General features: G+C 66.3%; 20 protein-coding genes and 1 tRNA gene. 13 read left to right on the top strand and 8 right to left on the bottom strand.

The features are described from left to right. Nucleotides 1–170 precede the first annotated feature (170 nt). Together HLG70_RS19755 and HLG70_RS19750 are read right to left on the bottom strand one after the other, a co-directional pair. Entirely contained in the window at nt 171–404 is a 234-nt protein-coding gene (locus HLG70_RS19755; RefSeq protein WP_171665936.1) for a hypothetical protein, read from the bottom strand. A gap of 120 nt (nt 405–524) precedes the next feature. Then, nucleotides 525–1,385, bottom strand: coding sequence for an NAD(P)H-hydrate dehydratase (locus HLG70_RS19750; protein WP_171665934.1), 861 nt, complete (start codon nt 1,383–1,385; stop codon nt 525–527). A gap of 119 nt (nt 1,386–1,504) precedes the next feature. On the opposite strand from HLG70_RS19750, the gene HLG70_RS19745 reads away from it, so the two are divergent. After that, nucleotides 1,505–2,338: an enoyl-CoA hydratase/isomerase family protein gene (locus HLG70_RS19745; protein WP_171665932.1), complete on the top strand. Its 834-nt coding sequence runs from the start codon at nt 1,505–1,507 to the stop codon at nt 2,336–2,338. A 9-nt stretch (nt 2,339–2,347) separates the two neighbouring features. On the opposite strand, the gene HLG70_RS19740 is transcribed toward HLG70_RS19745, so the two are convergent. Further along, entirely contained in the window at nt 2,348–3,085 is a 738-nt protein-coding gene (locus HLG70_RS19740) for an enoyl-CoA hydratase-related protein (RefSeq protein WP_171665930.1), read from the bottom strand. Continuing rightward, nucleotides 3,082–4,053 (bottom strand): NAD(P)H-dependent flavin oxidoreductase, encoded by a 972-nt coding sequence (locus HLG70_RS19735; protein ID WP_171665929.1) that lies wholly within the window; start codon nt 4,051–4,053, stop codon nt 3,082–3,084. Before HLG70_RS19735 ends, HLG70_RS19740 begins: the two co-directional genes overlap by 4 nt. Nucleotides 4,054–4,204: 151 nt before the next feature. Here HLG70_RS19735 and HLG70_RS19730 point away from each other — a divergent pair, with 151 nt between their 5' ends. The 4 genes from HLG70_RS19730 to HLG70_RS19715 all read left to right on the top strand — a co-directional run bounded on the left by HLG70_RS19730 (nt 4,205) and on the right by HLG70_RS19715 (nt 8,991). Next, nucleotides 4,205–4,828, top strand: a complete 624-nt coding sequence (locus HLG70_RS19730) for a TetR/AcrR family transcriptional regulator (protein ID WP_171665927.1) — start codon at nt 4,205–4,207, stop codon at nt 4,826–4,828. A 52-nt stretch (nt 4,829–4,880) separates the two neighbouring features. Further along, entirely contained in the window at nt 4,881–6,029 is a 1,149-nt protein-coding gene (locus tag HLG70_RS19725) for an acyl-CoA dehydrogenase family protein (protein WP_171665925.1), read from the top strand. Nucleotides 6,030–6,206: 177 nt separating this feature from the next. After that, nucleotides 6,207–7,436, top strand: coding sequence for a CaiB/BaiF CoA transferase family protein (locus HLG70_RS19720; RefSeq protein WP_171665923.1), 1,230 nt, complete (start codon nt 6,207–6,209; stop codon nt 7,434–7,436). Between the two features lie 31 nt (nt 7,437–7,467). Continuing rightward, nucleotides 7,468–8,991, top strand: a complete 1,524-nt coding sequence (locus HLG70_RS19715) for a 3-hydroxyacyl-CoA dehydrogenase (RefSeq protein WP_171665921.1) — start codon at nt 7,468–7,470, stop codon at nt 8,989–8,991. Nucleotides 8,992–9,071: 80 nt separating this feature from the next. Here HLG70_RS19715 and HLG70_RS19710 read toward each other — a convergent pair whose 3' ends face one another. Beyond that, on the bottom strand, nt 9,072–9,977 hold the full coding sequence (locus tag HLG70_RS19710) for a c-type cytochrome (protein WP_171665919.1): 906 nt from the start codon (nt 9,975–9,977) through the stop codon (nt 9,072–9,074). 231 nt (nt 9,978–10,208) lie between these two features. On the opposite strand from HLG70_RS19710, the gene HLG70_RS19705 reads away from it, so the two are divergent. Continuing rightward, nucleotides 10,209–10,283 (top strand) — tRNA-Arg (locus HLG70_RS19705). A 480-nt stretch (nt 10,284–10,763) separates the two neighbouring features. Here HLG70_RS19705 and HLG70_RS19700 read toward each other — a convergent pair. Then, nucleotides 10,764–13,595, bottom strand: coding sequence for an autotransporter outer membrane beta-barrel domain-containing protein (locus HLG70_RS19700; protein ID WP_171665917.1), 2,832 nt, complete (start codon nt 13,593–13,595; stop codon nt 10,764–10,766). Between the two features lie 850 nt (nt 13,596–14,445). Between HLG70_RS19700 and HLG70_RS19695 the strand changes: the two genes are divergently transcribed. Further along, nucleotides 14,446–15,276, top strand: a complete 831-nt coding sequence (locus tag HLG70_RS19695; RefSeq protein WP_171665915.1) for a hypothetical protein — start codon at nt 14,446–14,448, stop codon at nt 15,274–15,276. Nucleotides 15,277–15,299: 23 nt separating this feature from the next. On the opposite strand, the gene HLG70_RS19690 is transcribed toward HLG70_RS19695, so the two are convergent. After that, on the bottom strand, nt 15,300–18,251 hold the full coding sequence (locus HLG70_RS19690; RefSeq protein ID WP_171665913.1) for an autotransporter outer membrane beta-barrel domain-containing protein: 2,952 nt from the start codon (nt 18,249–18,251) through the stop codon (nt 15,300–15,302). Nucleotides 18,252–18,465: 214 nt separating this feature from the next. Between HLG70_RS19690 and HLG70_RS19685 the strand changes: the two genes are divergently transcribed. Next, nucleotides 18,466–19,083 (top strand): hypothetical protein, encoded by a 618-nt coding sequence (locus tag HLG70_RS19685; protein ID WP_234103546.1) that lies wholly within the window; start codon nt 18,466–18,468, stop codon nt 19,081–19,083. Between the two features lie 61 nt (nt 19,084–19,144). Here HLG70_RS19685 and HLG70_RS19680 read toward each other — a convergent pair whose 3' ends face one another. Next, complete coding sequence (locus HLG70_RS19680; protein WP_057283314.1) at nt 19,145–19,390, bottom strand: hypothetical protein; 246 nt, start codon at nt 19,388–19,390, stop codon at nt 19,145–19,147. 212 nt (nt 19,391–19,602) lie between these two features. Between HLG70_RS19680 and HLG70_RS19675 the strand changes: the two genes are divergently transcribed. The 5 genes from HLG70_RS19675 to HLG70_RS19655 all read left to right on the top strand — a co-directional run bounded on the left by HLG70_RS19675 (nt 19,603) and on the right by HLG70_RS19655 (nt 24,562). Next, entirely contained in the window at nt 19,603–20,727 is a 1,125-nt protein-coding gene (locus HLG70_RS19675; RefSeq protein ID WP_171665909.1) for a cupin domain-containing protein, read from the top strand. Nucleotides 20,728–20,790: 63 nt separating this feature from the next. Next, nucleotides 20,791–21,702 (top strand): fumarylacetoacetate hydrolase family protein, encoded by a 912-nt coding sequence (locus HLG70_RS19670; protein WP_171665907.1) that lies wholly within the window; start codon nt 20,791–20,793, stop codon nt 21,700–21,702. A 9-nt stretch (nt 21,703–21,711) separates the two neighbouring features. Then, entirely contained in the window at nt 21,712–22,467 is a 756-nt protein-coding gene (locus tag HLG70_RS19665; RefSeq protein ID WP_171665905.1) for a GntR family transcriptional regulator, read from the top strand. Nucleotides 22,468–22,506: 39 nt separating this feature from the next. Next, nucleotides 22,507–23,421: a LysR family transcriptional regulator gene (locus HLG70_RS19660; protein WP_171665903.1), complete on the top strand. Its 915-nt coding sequence runs from the start codon at nt 22,507–22,509 to the stop codon at nt 23,419–23,421. 151 nt (nt 23,422–23,572) lie between these two features. Next, the gene (locus HLG70_RS19655; RefSeq protein ID WP_171665902.1) at nt 23,573–24,562 is read left to right on the top strand and encodes a Bug family tripartite tricarboxylate transporter substrate binding protein; all 990 of its coding nucleotides are present in this window, start codon (nt 23,573–23,575) and stop codon (nt 24,560–24,562) included. The last annotated feature ends 34 nt before the right edge of the window (nt 24,563–24,596 follow it).

Here is a 24,596-nt window from a genome sequence, read left to right as displayed (position 1 = left end):
GGCGTCGCGGGGGCCCGAAAGGGGCCGGCGCGGCGCGATGGCGCCGGTGAGGGGCGGGCGCCGGATCCGTCGCAGAGGGCGCTTGGGGAGGGCCAAGCGGGCGCTGCAACGGCAGCGCGCCAGGGTGAATCGCGGGAGATCGGTCGCGATTCAGCCCGGCGCGGCTGGTCTTACCACTGCGATCCGGAGAAGCGCGAGCTGGCGGCACGCGCCTTGTTCATCGATTCATTCACTTCGTCGATGAAGGCAAACACGGCGGCAACGGCTGCGGCTACGGATTGGCCAGCCTTCTTCAGGTTGGTCAGCGGGTGGGAATTCGGTTGGTTCTCGAGAGCGCCGCGGAGCAGGTCACGCTCCAGCGCGTCGGTCAGGCGGGCAGTGTGGTTCAAGGTCAGTTCGCTCATGGTTTTCTCCAGTCCGTTTCGTCTTGGGGTAAACCATTATAGGGATAACCCTAAATCAAAAGCAACGTCCTTTTTAGGGAAAACCCTAGTATGTTGTAAAAATGTTTATTTGACGGGGACTTAGCGGCCATTACGCAGGGCGCGGGCGGCATCCGCGAGCTCGCCCGCCGTCAGGCCGATCGGGCCTGTGCCTTGCGCGACCAGCGCGTCGGCCGCCGCGCCATGCAGCCAGACTGCCCCGGGCACCGCCTGGTCCAGCGGCAGCTTCTGGGCCATCAGCGAGCCCAGCATGCCCGCCAGCACGTCCCCGGTTCCGGCCGTGGCCAGGCCAGGGTTGCCACTGGTGTTGATCCGCAAGTCGCCGTCGGGGGCGCACACCACGGTGCCGGCGCCCTTGAGCACGACCCAGGCCTGGTAGCGCTGCGCGAGCCGCCACGCGGCGCCCGGCCGGTCGCCCTGGACCTGGTCCGTGCCGACGCCCAGCAGGCGGGCGGCCTCGGCCGGATGCGGGGTCAGCACCACGGGGCCGGTGCCCCAGTTGGGGCGGATGTCGCCCCGGGCCAGCAGGTTGAGGCCGTCGGCATCCAGCACCAGCGGCGCGTCGCGCCGCAGCACGAACAATTCGGACAGCGCATTCGCCGCAAGCGCCCCGGTGCCGATACCGCAGCCCGCGACCCAGGCCGTGACGCCCCAGTCCTCGTCCAGCAGCGAGCGGAAGTCGCGCAGCATCAGTTCGGGTTGCAGGAGGTCGCAGGGCAGGGGCGATGCATCCTGGGCGAAACCCACCAGCACCTTTCCGGCGCCGGTCTTCAGGGCCGCGCGGGCGGCCAGCAGGGCGGCGCCCGTCATGCCGGGGCCGCCGCCCACCACGCCCACGGTGCCGAAGCTGCCTTTGTGCGTGTCCTGGCCGCGGGGGGTGAACAGGGCGGGCAGGGCGGCGCGGTCGATGGGGGCGCCGGCGGACGGGGCGGGGGTGTTCATGGGCTGAGGCTCCTCGGGGAATCGGCGTGGCGGGGACGGGCGTATCCACTATAGTGCGCAAAAAAGCGCCAGCCTCTGGCCTACCCCCCACATATATAAGAGACCACCCGGAGCAGACAATGACCGACATCACGCTGGAACACTATTCGGCCTATGAATCCCTGAAGCTGCGCCGGCATCCCGGCGGCGTGCTGGAACTGATCATGGGGACCAAGGGCGGACAGCCGGGCAAGCTGTCCACCGCCGACGACCGCATGCACCGGGAACTGGCGGACATCTGGCGCGACATCGACACCGACCCCGATACCCGGGTCGTGGTGATCCGCGGCGAGGGCAAGGGCTTCTCGGGCGGCGGCGACCTGGAACTGGTGCAGCAGATGGCCGACGACTTCCACGTGCGCACGCGTGTCTGGCGCGAGGCCCGCGACCTGGTCTACAACATCATCAACTGCAGCAAGCCCATCGTGTCCGCCATGCACGGCGCGGCGGTGGGCGCGGGGCTGGTGGCCGGCCTGCTGGCCGACATCTCGATCGCGGCGCGCGACGCGCGGATCATCGACGGCCACACCCGCCTGGGCGTGGCGGCGGGGGACCATGCCGCTATCGTCTGGCCGCTGCTGTGCGGCATGGCCAAGGCAAAGTACTACCTGATGCTGTGCGAAACCGTCTCGGGCGAGGAAGCCGAGCGCATCGGCCTGGTTTCCCTGTGTGTGGACGAGGCCGAGCTGATTTCCAAAGCGTTCGAGGTGGCCAACAAGCTGGCGGCGGGCTCGCAGACCGCCATCCGCTGGACCAAGTATTCGCTGAACAACTGGCTGCGCATGGCGGGGCCGAGCTTCGATACGTCGCTGGCGCTGGAGTTCATGGGCTTTGGCGGCCCGGACGTGCGCGAAGGGATCCAGTCCCTGCGCGAACGCCGGGCGCCGAACTTCCGGCCCGACTCGCCGTTCTGAGGCGTTGCGCTATTTCTTGAAGAACTTCGCGAACGCCGCCTGCGCCTCTTCGGTCTGCAGGCGGGCGCGGAACTGCTGGGCCTCATAGTCCAGCGTTTCCTGGATGGCCTGGCGGTCGGCGCGCTTCATCATGGCCTTGGTCAGGCGCAGCGCCGCGGGCGGCTGGCGCGCCAGGTCGGCGGCGGTGGCCTGGGCCGCCGCCAGCGCCTGGCCCTTGGGCGTGACCGAGGTGGCCAGGCCGCTTTCGTGCGCGTCCCGGGCGGAAAACGCCTTGCCTTGCAGCAGCCACTCCGCCGCGCGGCGCCCGGCCAGGCGCGGCATCAGCAGGCTGGACGCGCCCTCCGGGCACAGGCCCAGCGCCACGAAGGGCATGCGCAAGGTGGCGCCTTCCCCGATATGGACGAAATCGCAATGCTGCAGCAGGGTCACGCCGATGCCGATGGCGTAGCCTTCGACCGCGGCGATCACCGGCACCGCGGCCGTGGTCAGGGCCCGCAGGAATGTCAGGCCCGCGCTGTCGCCCGCGCCGCGCTCCGCCTGGAAGTCGCGCAAGTCATTGCCCGCCGTGAAGTGTTCGCCCGCGCCCGTCAGGATGACGGCGGACACCGCCAGGTCGGCGCTGGCCAGCGAGATCTGCTCGGTCAGCGCGGCGTAGGTGGCCGTGTCCAGCGCATTGCGCCGGTCCTGGCGGTCGATGACCAGCGTCAGGACGGCGCCGTCGCGGGAGACCCTCAGGCCCGCGCTCATGCGTGGGCCCTGCTGGCCAATCGGGCCTTCGCGTCCGCGTATTCGCGGCGCAGCGTGTCGACGATCTTGCGGGTCGGTTCCACGCTGGCGATGCCGCCCACGCCCTGGCCCGCGCCCCAGATGTCCTTCCAGGGCTTGACGCGGGTCGAGCCGAAATTGGACGCGCCGCTGTCGGGCTGCGGCAGATTGGCCGGGTCCAGGCCGGCGGCGGCGATGCTGGCCTTCAGGTAGTTGCCGGGAATGCCCGTGAAGAAGGGGGTGTACAGGATGTCCGAGGCGCTGGCCTGGACGATGGCGGCCTTGTAGTCCTCGCTGGCGTTGGCTTCTTCGCTGGCGATGAAGCGCGTGCCCATGTAGGCGAAGTCCGCGCCCATGGCCTGCGCGGCCAGCACGTGGGCGCCCGAGGTGATGGCGCCGGACAGGATCAGCGGGCCGTCATAGAAGCGGCGCACTTCGGAGATCAGCGCAAAGGGGCTGAGGGTGCCGGCGTGGCCGCCCGCACCCGCGCATACCAGGATCAGGCCGTCCACGCCGGCCTCCAGCGCCTTTTCGGCATGGCGGATGGTGGTCACGTCATGGAAAACCTTGCCGCCCCAGTCGTGCACGCCCTTGACCAGGTCGCCGGGTGCGCGAAGGCTGGTGATGATCAGCGGCACGCGGTGGCTGGCGCACACGGCCAGGTCCTGCTCCAGGCGGTCGTTGGACTGGTGAATGATCTGGTTGACCGCGAACGGCGCAATGGTGGCGCCGGGGTTACCCTCGCGGTGGGAGGCCAGGCCGGCCTGGACTTCGTCCAGCCAATCGGTCAGCTGGGTCTGCGGGCGGGCGTTGAGGGCGGGGAACGATCCCACGATGCCGCTCGTGCACTGGGCGATCACCAGCTTCGGGTTGGAGACGATGAACATGGGGGCGCTGATGACCGGCAAGGACATCTGGCCATACAAATCAGTCACAAGAGAATTGGTCATGGCGTCGTCGTGTGGTGTTTTTGGGGTATATAATTACCTACCGACCGTCCGGTAATTAATTATTCCTTATTTAACGGCATGCGCGGAACCGCTGTCAATGGAGGTTCGCCAGAACCCCCCAGCATCCGCGTGGCCTTACGCAAAGGCTGTCATGGCGACCTCCGCCCCTCCCGTAGAGAAACGCGCCCGAGCCGGCCGGCCGCCCACCTTGGCCGCTCCGCGCGAACGCATCCTGGAAGAAGCCGCCAAGCTGTTCGCCCGCAGCGGCTACGACGGCAGTTCCGTCTCGGACCTGGCCGCGGCCATCGGAGCGTCGAAGGCGGCCATCTATCACTATTACCCCACCAAGCAAGACATCTACGACGCCATCATCCTGGACGCGCTGAACGGCCTGACCCAGACGGTCGGCCGGGATGTGGCCGAAGCCGGAGGCGGGGTGGCGCGGCTGCGCGCGTTCATGGTGGGCCACGCCCGCTATTTCGAGCAGCATCACGCGGAATTCGTGACCATGCTGGTCGGCTATTCGGGCATGGCGCTGCCCGAACGCGAAGACGCCGCCCGGCTGCGCGACAGCTACGAAAGACGCCTGCGTGAGGTGATCGCGCAAGGCGTGGCCGAGGGCGCGTTCCGCCCGCTGGACGTGGCCGCCACCGGCCGCGCGGTGCTGTCGATGCTGAATTGGATGGTGCGCTGGTACAAGCCGGGCCAGGGCGATAGCGCCGAAGCCATCGCCGCCGGCTATTTCGATTTGCTGGTGGGCGGCATGCGCGCCTGAGCGCAGCGTCCTCCCGAACCTTGTCCTGTATTTGACTAGTGAGACTCCCATCATGGCCCTCGACAACGAAACCCTGACCCTGCTGCTGGACGCCGTGCGCCGCTTCGTGCACGAACGCCTGATCCCCGCCGAGGACGAACTGGCCACCAGCGGCCAGGTGCCGCCCGATATCGTCAACGAAATGCGTGAACTGGGCCTCTTCGGCCTGTCCATTTCGCCGGATTTCGGCGGCCTGGGCCTGACCATGGAAGAGGAAGTCCGCGTCGTGTTCGAAGTGGGCCAGACTTCGCCCGCGTTCCGCTCGCTGGCCGGCACCAACATCGGCATCGGCTCGCAAGCCATCGTCCTGGCCGGCACCGACGAGCAGCGCGCCCGCTACCTGCCCAAGCTGGCCAGCGGCGAACTCATCGGCTCCTTCGCGCTGACCGAACCCGACGCCGGCTCCGACGCCATGGCGTTGCGTCTGTCCGCCGAACGCGACGGCGACAGCTACGTGCTGAACGGCACCAAGCGCTACATCACCAACGCGCCCATCGCCGGCCTGTTCTCGGTCATGGCGCGCACCGCGCCGGAACGCCGCGCCAATTCGATCTCGTGCTTCCTGGTCGAAGCGGGCACGCCCGGCCTGATCATCGGCAAGCCCGACAAGAAAATGGGGCAGGCCGGCGCCCTGACCAGCGACGTCGTGTTCGACAACTGCCGCGTACCGGCCGGCGCCCTGCTGGGCGGAGAGGAAGGCAACGGCTTTCGCACGTCCATGCGCGTGCTGGACAAAGGCCGCCTGCACATCTCGGCCCTGTGCGTGGGCATCGCCGACCGCCTCTTGAGCGATGCCGTGAAGTACGCCACGGAACGCAAGCAGTTCGGCCAGCCCATTGCCGAATTCCAGCTGATCCAGGCCATGATCGCAGACAGCCAGGCCGAACTCTACGCCGCGCGCTGCATGGTGCTGGACGCCGCCCGCATGCGCGACCGCGGCGAAAACACCACCATGCAGGCCGCCTGCTGCAAGCTGTTCTCCACCGAAATGGTGGGCCGCGTCGCAGACCGCGCGGTCCAGATCCACGGCGGCGCGGGCTACATGTCCGAATACGCCGTGGAACGTTTCTATCGCGACGTGCGCCTGTTCCGCATCTTTGAGGGCACTTCGCAGATCCAGCAGCTGGTGATCGCCCGCGAGACCATCAAGGCCCACTCCTGATCTTTCGGCGATCAGAAAATCCGGCGATGGTGTTCGAAAGGCTAATATCCAGTCTGACGAATGGTGATCCGGCGGCGGCTCAGACGGGCCGCCGTCGGGCATGACGGAATTCCAGTCTGGCTTGCGCATGGCCGCGGGCCGGAAGTTCTCATTTCTCTTCTAGCGAAAAGATTACAGATGTCGCAACGTCCCGCTCCCCTTACCGGCATACGCGTGCTGGATCTGACCCGCGTGCTGGCGGGCCCCTGGTGCACCCAGAACCTGGCCGACCTCGGCGCCGAGGTGATCAAGATCGAACGGCCCGGCTCGGGCGACGACACGCGCGCCTGGGGGCCTCCCTACCTGAAGGACGAAGCGGGCCACGACACCACCGAGGCCGCGTATTACCTGTCGGCCAACCGCAACAAGATGTCGGTGGCGCTGGACATCGCGTCGCCGCGCGGCGCGGAGCTGGTGCGCGAACTGGCGCTGCAAAGCGACATCCTGGTGGAAAACTTCAAGGTCGGCGGGCTTTCCAAATATGGTCTGGACTACGACAGCCTGAAGGAAATCAACCCGCGCCTGATCTATTGCTCGATCACCGGCTTCGGCCAGACCGGCCCGTACGCCAGCCGTCCCGGCTATGACTTCATGATCCAGGGCATGGGCGGCCTGATGAGCATCACGGGCGAACGCGACGATCTGCCCGGCGGTGGTCCGCAGAAGGCGGGCGTGGCCGTGGCCGACCTGATGACCGGCATGTATTCCACCGTCGGCATCCTGGCGGCTTTGCTCGAGCGCGCCAAGAGCGGCCTGGGCCAGCACATCGACATGGCCTTGCTGGATTGCCAGGTCACCATGCTGGCCAACCAGAACCTCAACTTCATGACTTCCGGCACGGCGCCCAAGCGCGCCGGCAACGCGCACCAGAACCTGGTGCCGTACCAGGTCTTCGCGGCCAGCGACGGCCACCTGATCGTGGCGGTCGGCAACGACAGCCAGTTCCGCAACTACTGCGGCGCGATCGGCCTGCCCGAGCTGTCGGCGGACCCGCGCTTCTCCACCAATCCGCAACGCGTGAAAAACCGCGAGGAACTGGTGCCGCTCTTGGCCGAGCGCATGGCCACCGGCGAGCGCGACCACTGGCTTGCCGCGCTGGAAAGCGTGGGCGTGCCGGCGGGTCCCATCAACACCTTGGACCAGGTCTACGAAGATCCCCACGTCCTGGCCCGCGGCATGAAGCGCGAGCTGCCGCATCCGGCGGCCGGCACCGTGCCGATGGCGGCCAGCCCGCTGAAGTTCTCCGGCAGCCCGGTCGAGTACCGCCGTCCGCCGCCCATGCTGGGCGAGCACACCGAGCAGGTCCTGTCCGAAAAACTGGGGCTGTCGGCCGAAGAAATCCAGGCGCTGGCGCAGAGCCGGGCCTGAATCCAATTCCAATACAGGCAGGAGATAGTTGATGACGGAGATTCAAACCATCGGCGTCGTGGGCGCCGGGGCCATGGGGCGCGGCATCGCGCAGATCGCGGCGCAAGCCGGCTTGCGCGTGCGCTTGTACGACACCAGCGCCGACGCCGTGGCCGCCGCGCGCGAGTCGCTGCGCCAGACCTGGGAAAAGCTGGCCCAGAAGGGCAAGCTGACCACCGCCGACGCGCACGCCGCGCTGGAGCGCGTGGAGTCCGCCACCGCGCTGACCGACATGTCGAAGTGCCAGCTGGTGGTGGAAGCGATCGTCGAGCGGCTGGACGTCAAGCGCGACCTGTTCGCGGCGCTGGAAGGCGTGGTCTCGGAAGACTGCATCCTGGCGTCCAACACGTCGTCCCTGTCCATCACCGCCATCGCGGCCGCCTGCAAGCGTCCGCAGCGCGTGGCCGGCTATCACTTCTTCAATCCCGTGGCGCTGATGAAGGTGGTGGAGGTCATTGACGGCCTGCGCAGCGCGCCCGAGGTGGGCGATGCGCTGGCCGACCTGGCCCGCCGCATGGGCCACACGCCCGTGCGCGCCAAGGACATGCCCGGCTTCATCGTCAACCATGCCGGCCGCGGCATGAATACCGAAGGCCTGCGCGTGGCGCAGGAGGCCGTGGCCACCTTCGCCCAGGTGGACGCCGTCATGCGCGAGCAGGCCGGTTTCCGCATGGGCCCGTTCGAGCTGCTGGACCTGACCGCGCTGGACGTGTCGCACCCGGTCATGGAGTCCATCTACCGCCAGTTCTTCGATGAGCCGCGCTTCCGTCCGTCGCCGATCACGACCGTGCGCCTGGCGGGCGGCCTGATCGGCCGCAAGGCCGGCGAAGGCTTCTACGTCTACGCCGACGGCCAGAAGCAGGTGCCGGCCGAAGCGCCCGTGCCGGCGCTGCCGGCAGGGCTGAAGGTCTGGGTCAGCCCCAAGCATGCGGAAGGCTATGCGCGCGCTTCGGCGCTGATCGAAAAACTGGGCGCCACGCTGGTCACGGGCGCCTCGCCCGATGCCGATGCGCTCATCATCGTCACTCCGTTCGGTGAAGATGTGTCCACCACGGTTTCCGCCCAAGGCCTGAACCCGGCCCGCACGGTGGGCCTGGACACGCTCTATGCGTTCGACGGCGCCAAGCGCCGCACCATCATGGCGTCGCCCGCGACCGAAGGCAAATGGCGCGACGCCGCGCATGCGCTGCTGGCCGCGGACGGCGTGCCGGTGACGGTGATCGAGGATTCGCCCGGCTTCATCGCGCAGCGCATCGTGGCGACCATCGTCAACATCGCCAGCGATATCGCGCAGCAGCGGATCGCCACGCCCGAAGACATCGACCTGGCCGTGACCCTGGGCCTGGGTTATCCGGTGGGCCCGCTGGCCCTGGGCGACAAGCTCGGCGCAGACCGCATCCTGGAAATCCTGAAGAGCATGCAGCGCGTGACGGGCGACCCCCGCTACCGTCCCAGCCTGTGGCTGCAGCGCCGCGTGCAGCTGGGCATGTCCTTGCTGAAGTCTTCGCCGGACTGACAGGCCACAAGGCTTGGACGTAAAAAAAGCCCCTTGAGAGATCAAGGGGCTTTTTCTTGCCTGCGGGAGCTTGTCGCGGCTTACTTGGCCGCGTCCACCATGTACTGCACTGCCGCGCGGATGTCTTCTTCAGAGGCATTGGCCGCGCCGCCCTTCGGGGGCATCGGCGGCTTGCCTTGCATGGCGACCAGCACCATGGCGTCCATGCCGGTCTTGATGAACGGCTCCCAGGCGGCCTTGTCGCCGAACTTGGGGGCGTTGGCCACGCCGGTGGCGTGGCAGGCGAAACAGACGCTCTTGTAGAGCTTCTCGCCAGCCGGATTGACGGCGGCGACCTGTTGCGGCGCGGGCGCTGCCGGGGCGGCGGGCGCTGCGGCGGCGGGTGCGGCCGCGGCAACAGCAGGAGCCGGGGCGGCGGCCACGGGCGCGGCAGCGGCAGGAGCGGCGTCCGCTTCCTTCTTGGCGCCTTCCTCGGCCGGCGCGGCGGGTTCGGGCAGCGATGCGCCGGACTTGTTGGCCATGTAGACCACGGCGCGCGCGACTTCAAAGTCGGACAGGGTGGGGTTGCCGCCCTTGGCGGGCATGCCGCCCTTGCCGTGCAGCGCCACGTTCAGCATGGCGTCGTAGCCGGCCTTGATGAAGGGCTCCCAGGCGGCGTTGTCGCCCATCTTGGGCGCGCCTGCAATGCCGGCGGTGTGACAGGCCGTACAGACGGCGGCGAAGACCTGTTCGCCGGTCTTGAAGACCTTGGGGGCGTTGGCGTCGACCAGCTCGAAGCCCGCGACCGGGGCGATGCGCCTGGCGATGGCTTCGCCGGACAGCGCGTCCGAACCGGCTCCTACCTTGGTGCCCGAGACCACCATGTTCACCAGTAGGATGATGATGGCGATGGGAACCACGAAAGCCAGGACGATCGTGACGATCAATTGCTTCGGGGTCTTGATGGGGGAGGAGTGCTCTTCTATGTGTTCCTGCTCGTTGCTCATGACCAAATCCTGCTAACGGGTACCGGGGGCGCCTGGCGGCGGCAACAGAAAATCAGTACTGCACAAGTCGGCGGCAATCCATGCCCGCCTGCAAGCAAACGCTGGATTATATAACGGTGTCATGGACGCAGGTCCAATGCAACTGAAGGGGTTTTCGATGAGTTTGACTGAAGATTTGATCCACTTCATGCATATCGTGGAAAACTAGGTACAATACCGCCTCCTTGCACTGCGCCCGTAGTTCAATGGATAGAATGAGAGTTTCCGAAGCTCTTGATACAGGTTCGATTCCTGTCGGGCGCACCACAGAATCAATGGCTTGCGTGGGCGTTGTATCCACGTTGCGCCCCAAACGGCTGGATCACTAGCCGTCAGATGCCCGCCGAGTCCTTCGGGGCACCCCATGCGACGAGACTTCATATCTTGTCCCTCTCCAGCCCACTCGGCGCGCCGGCAATTCAGCCCACATACACGACGAAGAACATCTGGGTACGAGTATCCGCCCGAATCGGCGGACCATACTCGTCGATAAGCATCCCCTGCTCGGACTGAACGAAGGCGAAGTTCAGCACCAGCACGCCCGGCAGCGGGAGGGCCGAGCGCGCGCTTCGCAAAAGGTTCCGCTGGCGCGGTGCGCCCGGATGCGCTGAAAGAGATCCTCGTCGCGGGCGCGTCCGAGAGACGGAGCGCTCTCGGACGGCCAGGCAGCGAGCGCATGGCAGCGAGCGTCTTCCACGACAACGCAGGCGCCGCGAGCGCGGCGCCTGCGCATCTTCCGGCGTAGGCCTAGAAACGCATGGCCAGCTTGAGCAGACCGGACTGCTGCCGGTTGCCGCCACCGAACTGCGCATCGTAGGCGATGCCGGCCGTCGTGTTGCGCGCGATGGTCATTTCGGCGCCCAGCCCGAGGACTGCGGCGTCGCGCGCGATCGGAACGCCCGTCACCGAGAAGGTGCTGCCGCCGTCGAAAGCCAGCTTCTGCGTGGGCTTCACATCGCCCATTGCGTGGCGCCAGCCCAGCGACGCGGTCAGGCGGCCCGGTGCCTGGTCGGAACCGAACTGCCACGCGCCGCGCAGTCCCAGCGTGGTGCTGGTGACATCGTCGGAACTTCCCGTTCCGTGCAGGGCGGCGGTACCGCCCGATTCCTCGAAGTCGCGAGTGCGCACCTGATTCCACGCCAGGCCGGCGTAGGGTTCAATGGTGTAGGCATCGCCCAGCGGCAGGTTGTAGCCGAGTTCGGTGAACACTTGCGTCGAAGAGGCGTGATAGGACGACTCGAGCCGCTGGTTCAGGCTTCCGGCCGCCACGTCGCGCTTTGTGTCGATGTCGTGCCAGGTGTAGGCCGCGCCGGCCATGAAGCGGAAATGGCCGGGTCCGGCCTGGAAGTTTCGTCCGCCGAACAACGTTGCCGTATAGCTGTCGACATTGCTGCGCGATGACGCATCGGCGATCGAATTGTGGCTGCCGGTGTAGCCGAGCGCGCCGCCCAGTCGCCAGCCGCCGCCCACTGCGCCATCGGTGCCAACGAAGAGCCCGCCGGCCGATTGGCTTACGCTGGACGCGTTGCCGTCGCCGCCGAACGTGCTCCAGTTGCCGAATGCCTGCGCCCAGACCGGATGTGCGCCGTCTTGCGGCAGGGCGTCGGCCGACGGCGAGCCCAATTGGGCCGTCGGCCGTCCGGCGAGCACCGGTGCGTCGAGGTTGCTGCGCAAGTGGGCCAGCGGCAGCGTACGCACGGTATCTCCCTGTGCCTGCAACACACTGCCAGTGCTTGCGTACGCTTCGCCTGACAGCATCTTCAGGGCCGAGCGCGCTTCGTCCGGCGTCATGGTGAGGACCGCCGTCGTCACCTGGCTGGCGCCAGTGCCTTTGCCCGCTGCGCTGCCGCTCCCGATCACCGGCGATCCGTTGGCGGCCGGCGTCGATTCGGTTCCGGCCGACGACGACCCGTTTCCGGTCGACGACGATTCGTTTCCGGCCGACGACGATCCATTCCCGGTTGCGGGCGGGTCTTCCTTGTCCAAGGCATCGCCCACGCTGCTGTCGTTCTCCGAGTCGCCGATGCTGCCTATCGGTACGTCGTTGCGCGTAAGCGTCATGAACGCGTTTTTCGTGTCGTAGCTGAGCGTGGGCGTCAAGAATGCATAGGTGCTGGAGGCGCCGGTGAACCTGCCTTGTATGCCGCCGTCCGCCGTCAGGATGTTGTAGGCCGTGCGCGGCGCATAGTTGCCGTCGGGGCCCACGTGCGCCACGGTGCCATCCAGGGTGGCCACGCCGGTGACGTGGATGCGGTCGCTGGCGGCGCTGGCGGGATCGGCATGCACGCGATAGATGGTGTTTTGGCCGAAGGCGAGGTCACCGTTGATGGTGAGGGTGCCAATGGGCGAGCCATCATTGCCGGGAGAGACAACCGCGGTGGGATACAGGGTGGTGCTGCCCAGTTGGCCGACGCCGGCCAGCACGACTTCGCGGCCGATATCGACGGGGCCGTTGAGCTTGCCGTCGATTTCCAGCGCGCCGTCGGCGATCAGGATGGGGCCGGTCAGGCCGCTGCTGTCGGCGGTCAGGATCACGGATCCCGGGCCGGTCTTGACGAAGCCCTGCGTGCCTTGCAGGGGGTTGTCGATGGTGTCGACGAATTGGCCGGAGGCATAGGTGCCGTCGCCGACGACGATGACCGGAGGATTGCCGCCGCTGCCGACCAGGGTGATGGGAGCGCCTTGCAGGCGATACCGGTCGGTGGCGAACTGGATGCCCGATACGCGCACGGGGCCCGCGCCGCCGTCGACGGTCACGGTGCCGGCCGCGCCGGTGAAAATGGCGTAACCGCCGTCGGGCAGGGCCCCGGTGGCATTGCTTGGGCTATTCCAGTTCGTGCTGGCGGCGCTCCAGGTGCCATTGCCGCCGCCCGCCCGGGTCGCGGACGCCGCGCCGTCGCCGTTCCACAGGTTGGTCGTGCTCGGACCCAGGATCAGGTTGATCTGCTTGTCGCCGGTCAGCGACTGGATGGTCGCCGCAGGCACGGAGTCGCCGGTGACCGTGCCCAACGACAGGCCGTTGCCGCTCAAGGTGCCGCCGTATGACAGGATCCGGTAGTAGCCGGCGTTGACGCCCAAGGTATTCACCGAGACATTCAGCGTCGTGTTATTGAGGGCGACATTGCCGCCCACGGTGATGTTGTCGCCGGTGCCGGGTTGCGTAATGGGCAGCCCCGCATAGCCGGTCTCGAAGTCGAACACGGCGTTGTTCATCGACAGATTGCCATTGACGACGAGGTTGCCGTTGGAGACACCGGTCGGCGTACCGACGGAATATCCGGGAGCAACGCGCGAGTTGCCCGTGACGCTGAGGTCGCCATTGATCGAGCCGAAGCCCGCGATGGTGCCGTTCGACGTCGCATTGACGTTCCCACCGATTGCGACACCTGCTCCGCCACCGTTGCCGCCGATCACCAGCGTGCCGCCGCTGACATCGACCCCGCCGGGAAAATTGGCCGACCCGTCGAACACCTGCGTATTGCCTGACGCAACGGTCAGGTCCGCGGCCGAGACGCCACCGTAGTAGGTCGTGCTCAGCGCGAGCGTCGCCGTCAGCCACTTCTTCGTGCCATATATCAAATCGTGGATCCTCTACATCGTTATTAATTGTTTGGTGCCAGGATCATTACTGGATTGCTGTAAAAGTATTACTACGTAACGATGCAATCTGCGTGAACGTAATGAGCCCTCGAAAAAAAAGGTCGCAATGTATACCAGTTTTTTTCCAATACCAAGACTTAATAGACGGATACCATCCTGATTATGTAGACGGCCGAAATGGATACCACCCGTATTATTTAAAATGGGGCTTTTGGATACCATCCAGATGGTAAAAATGGCACGGATTGATACAAACATTATTATTTAAGACGGGCGCCGCGTATCGGCGCGCAGCGGGTTTTTCCCGGGGCCTCTTTTCAATCTCGGCCATGAAACAAATCGGCATGAATGCCAGCCGGATGTGACGCGTCGATAATCGCCACGGATATTCATTTTCAAACGGGTCAATGCCTGAGTTTTTATTTGCCGTATATGCAATTCCGGCATTTATCTTGATTGCCCTTTATGTTCATGCGCCGGGACCACCCGCCGCAATCGGAGTTATCTGCTTCCTGAAGAAATCCACGCTTCAACCCTTGCCCGGAAGCGTGTCGGCCTGCTCCAGGCCTGGATGAAAACGCGTGCGCGGCGTCAAGGACGCGCTGCATGCGCGTTGACCTTTCGGCGCCAATTGGCGTTAATGGGCGCCGATGCGGATCCGCTCCCTGGCGGGAGCGCCAAAAATCAATTTGTTGCGTGCAGCGATGTGATAGCCGTGTGACCGGAAATCCTCCTGGTCTGGCTGCTCACCCGGGTGAATGCCCCCTGCGCGCATTGAGCCAAGAGGCGGCCTGTGCGACTTCCGTTCTGCAAATGCAAACTTCGGCCATTGCTGGTCCTCGTATTGGGCTGGGCCCTGGCCGCCGGCCCGGCGGCTGGCGCGGCCACGACGGACGCGCCCCAGAAAAGCCAGATCAAGGGGGCCGTCTGGCTGTGGAGCCGCCTCCAGGATCTGCAGAGTGTGTGCCCAGGCGTCGCGGATGAAGGCTGGCGACTCGAGCGTTTAGGCAAGGCGACGTCGTCGGAGACGCATTTTTCCGCAATCGGCTATCTGAAAGAATTGAATGCGCAGCCCGGATGGCAGGAGGGGCTGGCCAATGACGTTCGGATGATCGTGAAAGGAGCGGGGGGGTGTGGCACGGATGCCCTGCGCGAATGGATTGCGGAGGCGCGCAGGGTCCTGGACACCACGACGCAGTACGTCTCGGGCGACGTGGCGACTCACTGGCCAGCGCCAGTCCTGTTGGCGCCCGTCAAGATAGAGATAGAAGGGATGGAAGTGGTCGATGACAAAGACCCTGGCACGCTTCGTGTTTCCATCCATAATCCCGGCCCGGGCGCAGCGGGCGTGGCCCTGTCGGGAAAGGACTTGCGGGCAGGCCTCTGCTCAACGATCACGTCCCCCGATATCCCGGTTACGGTGGTGACGGATGCGCCAGACCGTCTGCTCATCGTCCAGCCGGGTGAGACCAAGGCTGTCGCATTGATCCTGGACGAGGAATGCTTCGCCCAGACCACGGGCAGTTTGTCGGGCGCTGTCGTCATTGTCCGCAATGAGGTTGTGGAATATCGAGCCCTGCTTCAGCTGGGCGTTTCAAGAACCCGCCCCGCCGCATCCAAAGCCAGCGGCCGGGTGAATGCGGCAAGCGCCGGCCCCTGAAGACCGGCGCCGCCGCTCCGTCCTTACTCGCCGCCGAACATATACCGCAGGCCGCCGCTGAATTGCCATCCACTCCAGCCCGAGCTGCCGAATTCCTGCTGATGGTTGAATTCCGCGAATAGCGACAGGCGCTTGCTGGCCATGCCATTGATCCCGGCTCCGATCTGCCAGGCCTGTCCGTACTTGCCCAGCGGGAAGTCGACCGAGCCTATCGTGGCCGAGCCTTCGCCATTCAGTCCCTGCAGGTAATTTGCCTTGATATAGGGCGTGACGCGCGTGCCTTCGGCGGTATCGAAGGGCCGGGTCAGGCGGGCGCCGATCCGCAGTGTGTTCTGCGTTTGGCTGCCCAGGCGGGTCTCGATGCCGTCCCGGTCGGTGAAATCGTCGAAGCGCAGGCGCTGCCATACGTACTGCGCTTGCGGCTCGAGATTGAATCCGCTGGCGCCCAGCGCGAACGGATATCCGACTTCAAGCGATGCGGCGTAGCTGTTGCCATCTATGGAAGCAATCTTGTCGTTGCCATACACCGATGTGCGCGTACGAGCGCTCAGCGTTCCCGCGGCCAGGATCGCATCCGCATACCAGCCGTCCCGATGCAGATACGTCGCAATCGCCGAGAAGCTCTGCATATCCGTGCGGGTCACGCTGCCGCCATCCACGGCGTCGGGAGACATCCAGGAATTGCCGATCGTGACCGCGCCGCCGAGACGAACCGTGGCGGTATCGTCGCGGCGCAAAATGGCGCTGCCGCCAAACTGGATGGCCGAATAGTCCTGGTCCGTGTTGTAGCCGTACCGCTCGAAACTGACGTTGGTGTGATACGTGCTGGTATTGCCGTAAGCGCGGACAAAGCCCTCGCCGCTCGCCGCGGGCACGCCTGTTTCCTGGGAATCGCGCACTTCGCCCAACCGGCGATGCAGGCTGTCGAGGTCCTGCAGGCCCGCATTGAAAAGCGCGCCAGGCAGGCTGATATAGCTGGGCACCTGCGGCGCTACTGCCCAACGCGAGGGGATGTCGATGCCGCCGCCTCCACCGCCGGTTCCTCCGCCGCCGGTCCCGCCACCACCCGTGCCGCCTCCGCCTGTCCCGCCGCCTCCCGTCCCGCCGCCTCCCGTGCCGCCGCCTCCCGTGCCGCCGTCGCCACCTCCCGTGCCGCCGTCGCCACCTCCCGTGCCGCCATCGCCGCCATCGCCGCCACCGGGAGGAAGCGTTGCAATAAGGCCGGGCGGAAGCGGCACCGCCGTGACATACACGCGTTCAAGACGGTAGTCCCAATACGAATTGGGAAATCCCACCAGGTTCTGGCTCGGAGAGGCCGGACCGTTCGGCGATCCGGGGCCGAACGCGAGCCACTTGAACTGGTAGGGCGTGCCGCCCGTCACATACTCGCGTCCCATCGAGAACGCATCGACCGACGACGCGCCCGCCACTTGGATCAGCGATACGCCGTTCGTGGGCGACACGATCAGTGCGTCGTTTCGCACCCAGGCGTTTGCGGGCAGCCTGGTAGACGTCGCCGAGGAGGTCTGCGATTCCGGCAGCGTTACCACGTTGACCTGCGTCGGGCCCGCGGCGGCTCCGCGGATCAGGACCCGGTCCGTAACCTGGTTTGCGATGGGTCCCAGATAGGGATCGTCGAGCAGGGCGCCCATCGTGATTTGTCCGCCAAAACCGGTATAGCTGCCCTCGATGTCCAGCGTATTGCCGAAGGGAGCGCCGCGCGTGAGGACGGTGCTGCCGGAGTTGTTGAGCGCGCCGACGATGTCCAGCCTGGAGGGCGCCGCGCCACCGGGGAATGCATAGCCGCTGCCGACGTACAAGGTCCCCTGGTTCGTGACGTTGGCCTGCACGGTGCTGTTGTAGCCGACCATTTCCGTGCCGGGCTTGATGGTCGCGGTGTCTCCGACGAGAATTGCGCCCGAGGTTCCGGGCGAGCCGATGATCAGGCGGCCGTTGGACACCGTCGAGTCGCGGGCTTCCGTGCGGCCCAGCAAGGTCCACTGGCTGCCGACCATGTCCAGCGAGCCAAACTTCAGGAAGTCGTTGCTGGCGGAACCCGTGCCTTCCAGGATGATGTGGCTGGTGTCTCCTCCGAGGGCGGGGCCCTGGAGCAGTGCGCCGGTCTGCATGGTCAGCGTGCCGTTGCCCGTGGCGAACTGCACGGAGTAGGTGCCTCCGCTGATCGTGCCCGCGGTTGTGACCTGCGCCGAGCCGTTAGTGGTGTGTACGCCGCCGACGCTGCCCTGGACCGTGGCGCCAGGCGCATTGATGAGCGTACCGCCGGCGCCGAAGTCGACGCCTACGCCGCCGCTGGCGGTAATGCTGCCCAGATTGGTCACGGTTTCCGAGCCATTCACCATCTGCAGGCCGTATGTCGTACCCGATATCGTGCCGGTCGAATCATTGCGCATCCGGCTGCTGCCGCCTTCCAGGTGCACGCCGGCGCCGTTGGTTGCAACGATGCTGCCGGCGTTGACGAGCAGGTCGGAGCCGTTGATGACGTAGACGCCCGACGTCGCTCCGATGATGCGGCCTCCCTGCAGGTTCTGCAGGCCGCCGCCGGCGCGCAGCAGCACGCCATCGCCGCCCGTGGTCTGGATCGTTCCCCGGTTCAAGACCGCCGTTGGCGCATTGATCGAGGTGAAGCCGCCGCCGGCGCCCGAAATGGTTCCGCTGTTGGTCAGCGCGTTGCCATTTTGCAGCGTCGCGGCGAAGGACCCGCCGTCGGTGCTGGTCAAGGAACCCAGATTGTTCAGCGTCCACGTCTTGTTCTGGCCGAACACCGCGGGTCCGGCGGTGACATTGACGGCAATGCCGGGGTTGACCGTCGCGACCCCTGTCGAGCCGGGGTCCGCCAAGCCATCGAGGTTGACGGTGGCGGATGCATTCGCATCGATTACTGCTTGAGCATTGGATTGAGCCGGAGCCAGGATCAATCCCGCCATCAGCGCCAGGGGTAGGGTTCTTTGCTGCATCGGTTGCATCCTCTATTCGTCGATCATGTACGAGTAGCGTGCAGCCAGGCACACGGTACTCGCGGGCCAAACGGGAAAGTTGCGGATACAAAGCTATAGAATTTCGCTTAATTTGCAAAATTGATGCGGCAATCATGCAACAGTTTGCGAGGAGCACGATCGGTCCCGTGTGATACAACGACCCCTCGTACCGACCCCTATGGAGGGCATCTTGGTGCTACGCACGAACAGCGCTGAAGGAATCCAGGCGTCGGTCTATACCCGCTGGCATCAGTTGGCGGTGCCGTTGGCCTTCGCACTGGCCGCGGGGAGTTTCATGCTCGTGGTGTTCAACCGCGGTCCGATGGGCCTGGCTGGCGCGCTGGCGCTGATCGGCCTGCTGGTGCCGCCGATTGTCGCCTTCAAGGGCTTTCCGACCCGCAACGTGATCAGGGTCACGCCGGAAGGGCTGGAGTTTTCGCGCCGCGCGCCGGTGGCTTTTGCGGACTTGACCCGCTGGGGCACCGACGATTTTCTCAAGCTGGTCCGCCCTGGCCATCCGACCTTGCTCGTGAGCCCGCTGGACCTGCCGAGCCGCGAGCGCCTGCTGAAGGAGTTCCAGGGCGCGCTCCAGGCCTGGCAGAAGCGGCAGCCCGCCGGCACGGAAGCGCCGCGACGGACTCATTTCTACGGATCCGCGGGCGCGCGCGCCATCGGAGGGGTGATCGTCGCCCTGGGCGTTGGGGTGGCCATCATGGCGATGAACCTGCGCGAGCCCTCGATCTCGCTCGCCGCCGTGGGCGGCCTGGGCGCATTGTTCGGGTTGGCGATGTTGCTGGGCAAGCGGGTCTGAGCCCGCCGCGCGGCCGGCACGGCGTCCGCCCGGTTGTGAACGGGCAGGCGCCGTGCGGGGGTCAATCGTCCAGCGATGGCACGGTTCCGATCTGCGCCAGGATGCGGGGCGATTCCATGTCGCCGGTTTCCTTGTCTATCAGCACCTCATAGGCGGCGACGCCCGCGAATTTGGAGGCCATGGAATTCGCGATTCGGATGGCTCCGAATTCGCTGCTGGCCGGACGGATTTCCCCGGGAGCGACGCCATTGGCGGCGGCGCGATAGGGAACGACGATGTACTGAACGAGATGAGCAGCTTCTGACACAGGATTCTCCCCTGGACGACAGTTTTTCGGGCGAGCGAAATGTATCACGTCGCACTGTGTTTTTGTACAGTATTTTTCATCGGTCCGCCAATAAATTCGTCAGCCTCGCGCTCTCTGAAGGAAAACCCCTAGCCGCGCATCGTTGCTCCCTTGCCCTTCGCCTTTTAATATTTTCGAAAATCCTCAGCGTTTTATAAAACCAGGGGCAAGGGATGGAAGCGAACCGCTACGACGCCTACCGTGAGAGCACCGCAGGCCGCGCCAATGTGGCCGACTCGCCGGAACGGGTGGCTTACTACCAGGAACTTGCGCGGCTGGAGACGGGCGCATTGTGGACGGTGGCAAACAAGATCGAGCCCTGGGCGCCGCGTTCGGCGTCCGTGCCCGTCGTCTGGCGCTACCGGGACCTGCGCGGCCATGTCCTGCGTTCCGCCGAACTGGTCTCGCCCGAAGAGGCGGGCCGGCGCGTGATCTACCTGAACAATCCCGGCCGCCGCGAAGTGGCTGCCGCCGTGGGCTGGCTGTACTCCGGCCTGCAGGTCATGAAACCGGGCGAGCTGGCCTCGGCCCACGCGCATTCCCATTCCGCGCTGCGCTTCATCATGGAAGGGCGGGGGGCGTACACCGTGGTCGACGGCCACAAGATGACCCTGGGCGCGAACGACTTCGTGCTGACGCCCAACGGCACCTGGCACGAGCATGGCGTGGCTGAAGACGGCACCACCTGCATCTGGCAGGACGGCCTGGACATCCCGCTGGTCAATGCCCTGGAAGCGGGCTTCTATGCCGTGCATCCCGACCTGAACCAGACGGTGACCCATCCCGTGGACGACACCAGCGGCGCCTGGGGCGGCGTGGCGCTGCGGCCGCAGGTGTCCGGCTGGACCAAGCCTTATTCGCCGCTGTTCAAGTACGAATGGGAACCCACCTACGAGGCGCTGCGGCGCTACGCGCGCACGACCGCCGGCAGCCCCTATGACGGCATCCTGCTTGAATACGTCAATCCGGCGACGGGCGGCCCGGTCATGCCCACCATCGGCGCCAGCATGCAGATGCTGCGCCCCGGCGAGCACACCAAGGCGCACCGCCACACCGGCAGTTTCATCTACCAGGTGGCCAAGGGCAGCGGCTTTTCCGTCATCGACGGCAAGCGCTACGACTGGACCGAGCGCGACATCTTCTGCGTCCCCTCGTGGGCCATCCATGAACACGCCAACCTGTCTTCCAATGACGACGCCTGCCTGTTCTGTTTCAACGACCTGCCCGTCATGCGGTCGCTGTCGCTCTACCGCGAGGAAGCGGTCCAGGACAACGGCGGCCGCCAGCTGCTGATCTAGTTTTCATGCGCGGCGCCGCCCCATGGAGGCGCCTGATTCAACCCTTTTCCCTTTGGAGTATCTATGCGTCTGGTGACTTTTCGCGCTCATCCCACCGCCGCCGCCCGATTGGGCGCGCTGGTCGACGGCTTTGCGGTGGACCTCTTCCTGCTGGGGCAGGAAGGCGGTGTGGACCTGCCCGACGACATGCTGGATTTCATCGACCTGGGGCCGGTCGCGGTGGAGCAGGCGACGCGGCTGATCGATACGTTCCGCGGCGCCTGGCCGGTAGGCACGGCGGTGCCGCAAGAAAACGTGAAGCTCCTGGCGCCCATTCCGCGTCCGCGCAAGAACATCTTCGGCATCGGCCTGAACTACGTCGAGCACGTGGCGGAATCCAGTCGCACGCTGGACACCTCGGCCGACCTGCCCAAGCAGCCGGTGATCTTTTCCAAGCCGCCCACCGCCGTGATCGGGCCGGGCGACGCCATCGAGCACAACGCGAAGATCACGCAGCAGCTGGACTGGGAAGTGGAACTGGCCGTCATCATGGGCCGGCGCGCTACGCGCGTGGCGGAGGCGGACGCGCTGTCCTATGTCTTCGGCTACAGCGTGATGCTGGACATGAGCGCCCGCGACTGCCGCCGCGCGGGCCAGTGGATCTATTCCAAGGGCCAGGACACGTACGCGCCTTTCGGCCCTTGCATCGTGACGGCGGACGAGATCCCCGATCCGCAGGTGCTGGACCTGTGGCTGACGGTCAACGGCGAGAAGAAGCAGGGCTCGAACACGCGCCACATGCTGTTCAAGGTGCCTTTCCTGATCGCCGACATCAGCGCCGCCATCACGCTGGAACCGGGCGACATCATCGCCACCGGCACGCCAGAAGGCGTGGGCGCGGGCCGCAAGCCGCAGGAATGGCTGTGGCCGGGCGACGTGGTGGTGGCGTGCGTCGAGGGCATAGGCACGCTGCGCCATCCGGTGGTGGCGGTATAGGGGCATCGATTGAAACCAAGAATCAAGGCCCTGCGCGAGGATCCGGGCGCGGATGGCGGCGCCGAGGTCGAAGACATCACGCTGTCGGAGCAGATATACAGGCAGCTGCGGCGCGACATCATGCGCGGCGCGTTCGCGCCTGGGCAATCCCTGCGCCTGGAGCTCCTCAAGCAGCGCTATGGCGGCAGTTTTTCGCCCATCCGCGAAGCCCTGAACCGGCTGCGCAGCGAGCGCATGGTGCTGACCACCACGTCGCGCGGCTTCCGGATCGCGCCGCTGTCCATCGAGGAAATGCGGGATGCTTGCGAGACCCGCATCCTGATCGATTGCGACGCGCTGAGGCGTTCGCTGGCCAACGCCGACGACGCCTGGGAGGCGCGCCTGGTCGGAGCATTCCATGCCCTGGCGCTGGCAGCCCGGCGCGCGGACGAGGCGCCGGTCCTGGACCAGGAGCGTGAGGAAACACTGGAGGCGCGGCACCAGGACTTTCACCATGCGCTGATCGGCGCCTGCCGTTCGCCCTGGCTGCTGGACCTTTCCGCGCAGCTGTACGCGCAGACGGAACGCTACCGCCGGCCCGCGCGGGCCGACGCCATGGCCTGCGGCCCGGAGCGCAACGTCGATGACGAGCACCGCCAATTGCTGCAGGCGGCGATCTCGCGCGACGCGGACCGCGCGGCCGCGATGCTGGCCGCGCATTACCGCAGGACGGCGCAGGTTATCGAACACATCCTGACCCGGCCTGCCGGGCAGGCGGCGGCCTGAGCCGCACGGCGCTTGCTCCATGCCGTAAGCTTGTCATCCATGGCGGACCTGAAACTCCTCGAAGACCTGATTGCGCTGGCGCAGACCGGCAGTTTCGTGCGCGCGGCCGAACTGCGCCACGTGACGCATCCCGCGTTCGGCCGGCGCATCCGCGCGCTGGAAGCGTGGGCGGGCGCGCCGCTGGTGGAACGCCAGCGCCTGCCCGTGACGCTGACGGTCGAAGGCGAGGCCTTGTTGAAGACGGCGGCGCAGGTGGTGGAGCAGATGGGGCTGGTGCGCCATCGCATCCGCAGTTCGGGCGCGGGCGGCGAGGCCGTCCTGCGCATTGCCACGGGCCGCAGCCTGGCGCGCACCCTGGTGGCGGACTGGATCGCCAGGCTGCGCCATCGCGCGCCCAAGGTGCTGACCGAGGGCACGCAGGTCGAACTGTCCACCGGCATGATGCAGGACATGGCGGCCAGGCTGGAGCAGGGCAAGGTGGATTTGCTGTGTTGCTACGAGCATCCGGCGCTGTCGGTGCAGCTCAGTCCGGGACGCTATCGCTACATGACGCTGGGCACCGACAAGCTGGTGCCGGTCAGCCAGGCGGATTCGCGGGGGCGCGCGCGCCATGCGCTGGAAGAGGGCGGCCATCCCGCGCCGCTGATTACCTATGCGGGGGGGCTTGCGATGGAACGCATCGTGGGCGACCGCCTTGAGAACACGCCGTATGCGTTCACGCCTTTCCTGCGCAGCGATTCGCTGGATGCCGCGCATGGCGCCGTCGCCAAGGGGCTGGGCGTGGCCTGGCTGCCCTGGTCGATGGTTGCGGCGGATTGCCGCCGGGGGGCGCTGACCGCGCTGGGCGGGCGCAGCGACGAGATCACCTTCGAGGTGCGCCTGTACCGGTCGCGGGCCAGGCTGACGGACCTGGCCGAGGCCGCCTGGGAAGCCACCGCCAGCCGGAAGGCATAGGCGCGCGGGACAAGCCGGGAACGCCGAACGTAATCAGCACCGGAATGTGCCGACTTGGCACGTAATGCCCCTACTCCGGGCCGGAGAATAGCTCCCGAAACCTCAAATGAGACGGCGCCGCCGTCCGCCACAGCACCCCAGGGAGAAAGTAATGAAGTCCGTATTGCATCCGCTGCGCCGCGCGCTGGTCGCGCTCTGTGCAACTTCCGCGCTGGCCGCGGCCCCGTCGGCGTTCGCCGATTATCCCGAGCGCGCCATTTCGCTGGTGGTGGGCTATCCGGCCGGCGGCAGCGTGGACCTGACCGCGCGCCTGTTCGGCGAAGAGCTGGCAAAGCGCATGGGCCAGAGCGTCGTGGTGGAGAACGTAGGCGGCGCCGGCGGCACGATCGGCGCGCAGCGCGTGGCGCGCGCCGCGCCGGACGGCTATACGCTGTTGCTGGGCTCGACCAACGAAATGGTGATCGCCCGCATGATCAACAGCGCGGTGAAGTACGACAGCGTGAAGGATTTCTCGGCGCTGGGCGTGATCGCCTCGCAGCCCATGCTGCTGGCCGCCAGCAAGAACTCGGGCGTGAAGACTGCCGCCGAGTACCTGCAGAAGCTGCGCGCCTCCGCACCGGGCAGCTTCAACTATGGCTCGTCGGGCGTGGGCACGACCCTGCACCTGGCTGGCGAGATGATCAACCAGTCCACCGGCACGCGGGCCGAGCACGTGCCCTATCGCGGCGTGGCGCCGCTGGTGACCGACCTGATGAGCGGCCAGCTGGATTACGGCATGCTGGTGCTGTCCTCGGGGCTGCCGCAAGTGCGCGGCGACAAGATCGTGGCCCTGGGCGTGACGGAAAAGACCCGTTCGCCGGTGGCGCCGGACCTGCCCGCGCTGGCCGAGACCCCGGGCTTCGAGTCCGTGGACATCAGCGTCTGGTTCGCGTTGTATGGCCCCGCCGGCCTGCCGGAACCGGTGGCCGCCAAGTTGCGGACCGCGCTTGCCGACACGCTGAAGTCGGAGCAGTTCCGCGCCAAGATGCAGGAAGCCGGCGGCGTGCTGTCCAAGCCGGGCCTGGACCCGGTGGCCTATCAGGCCGAAGAGACCAAGAAGTACGGCGCGCTGGTCAAGGCCGCCAAGATCGAAGCGCAGTAAATCGGCGCGTGGCAAATCACGACAACGAACGACC

This window comes from Achromobacter deleyi, from assembly GCF_013116765.2.
GTDB classification, from domain to species: domain Bacteria; phylum Pseudomonadota; class Gammaproteobacteria; order Burkholderiales; family Burkholderiaceae_B; genus Achromobacter; species Achromobacter deleyi_A.
This window is presented reverse-complemented; position numbering and strand designations above follow the sequence as displayed.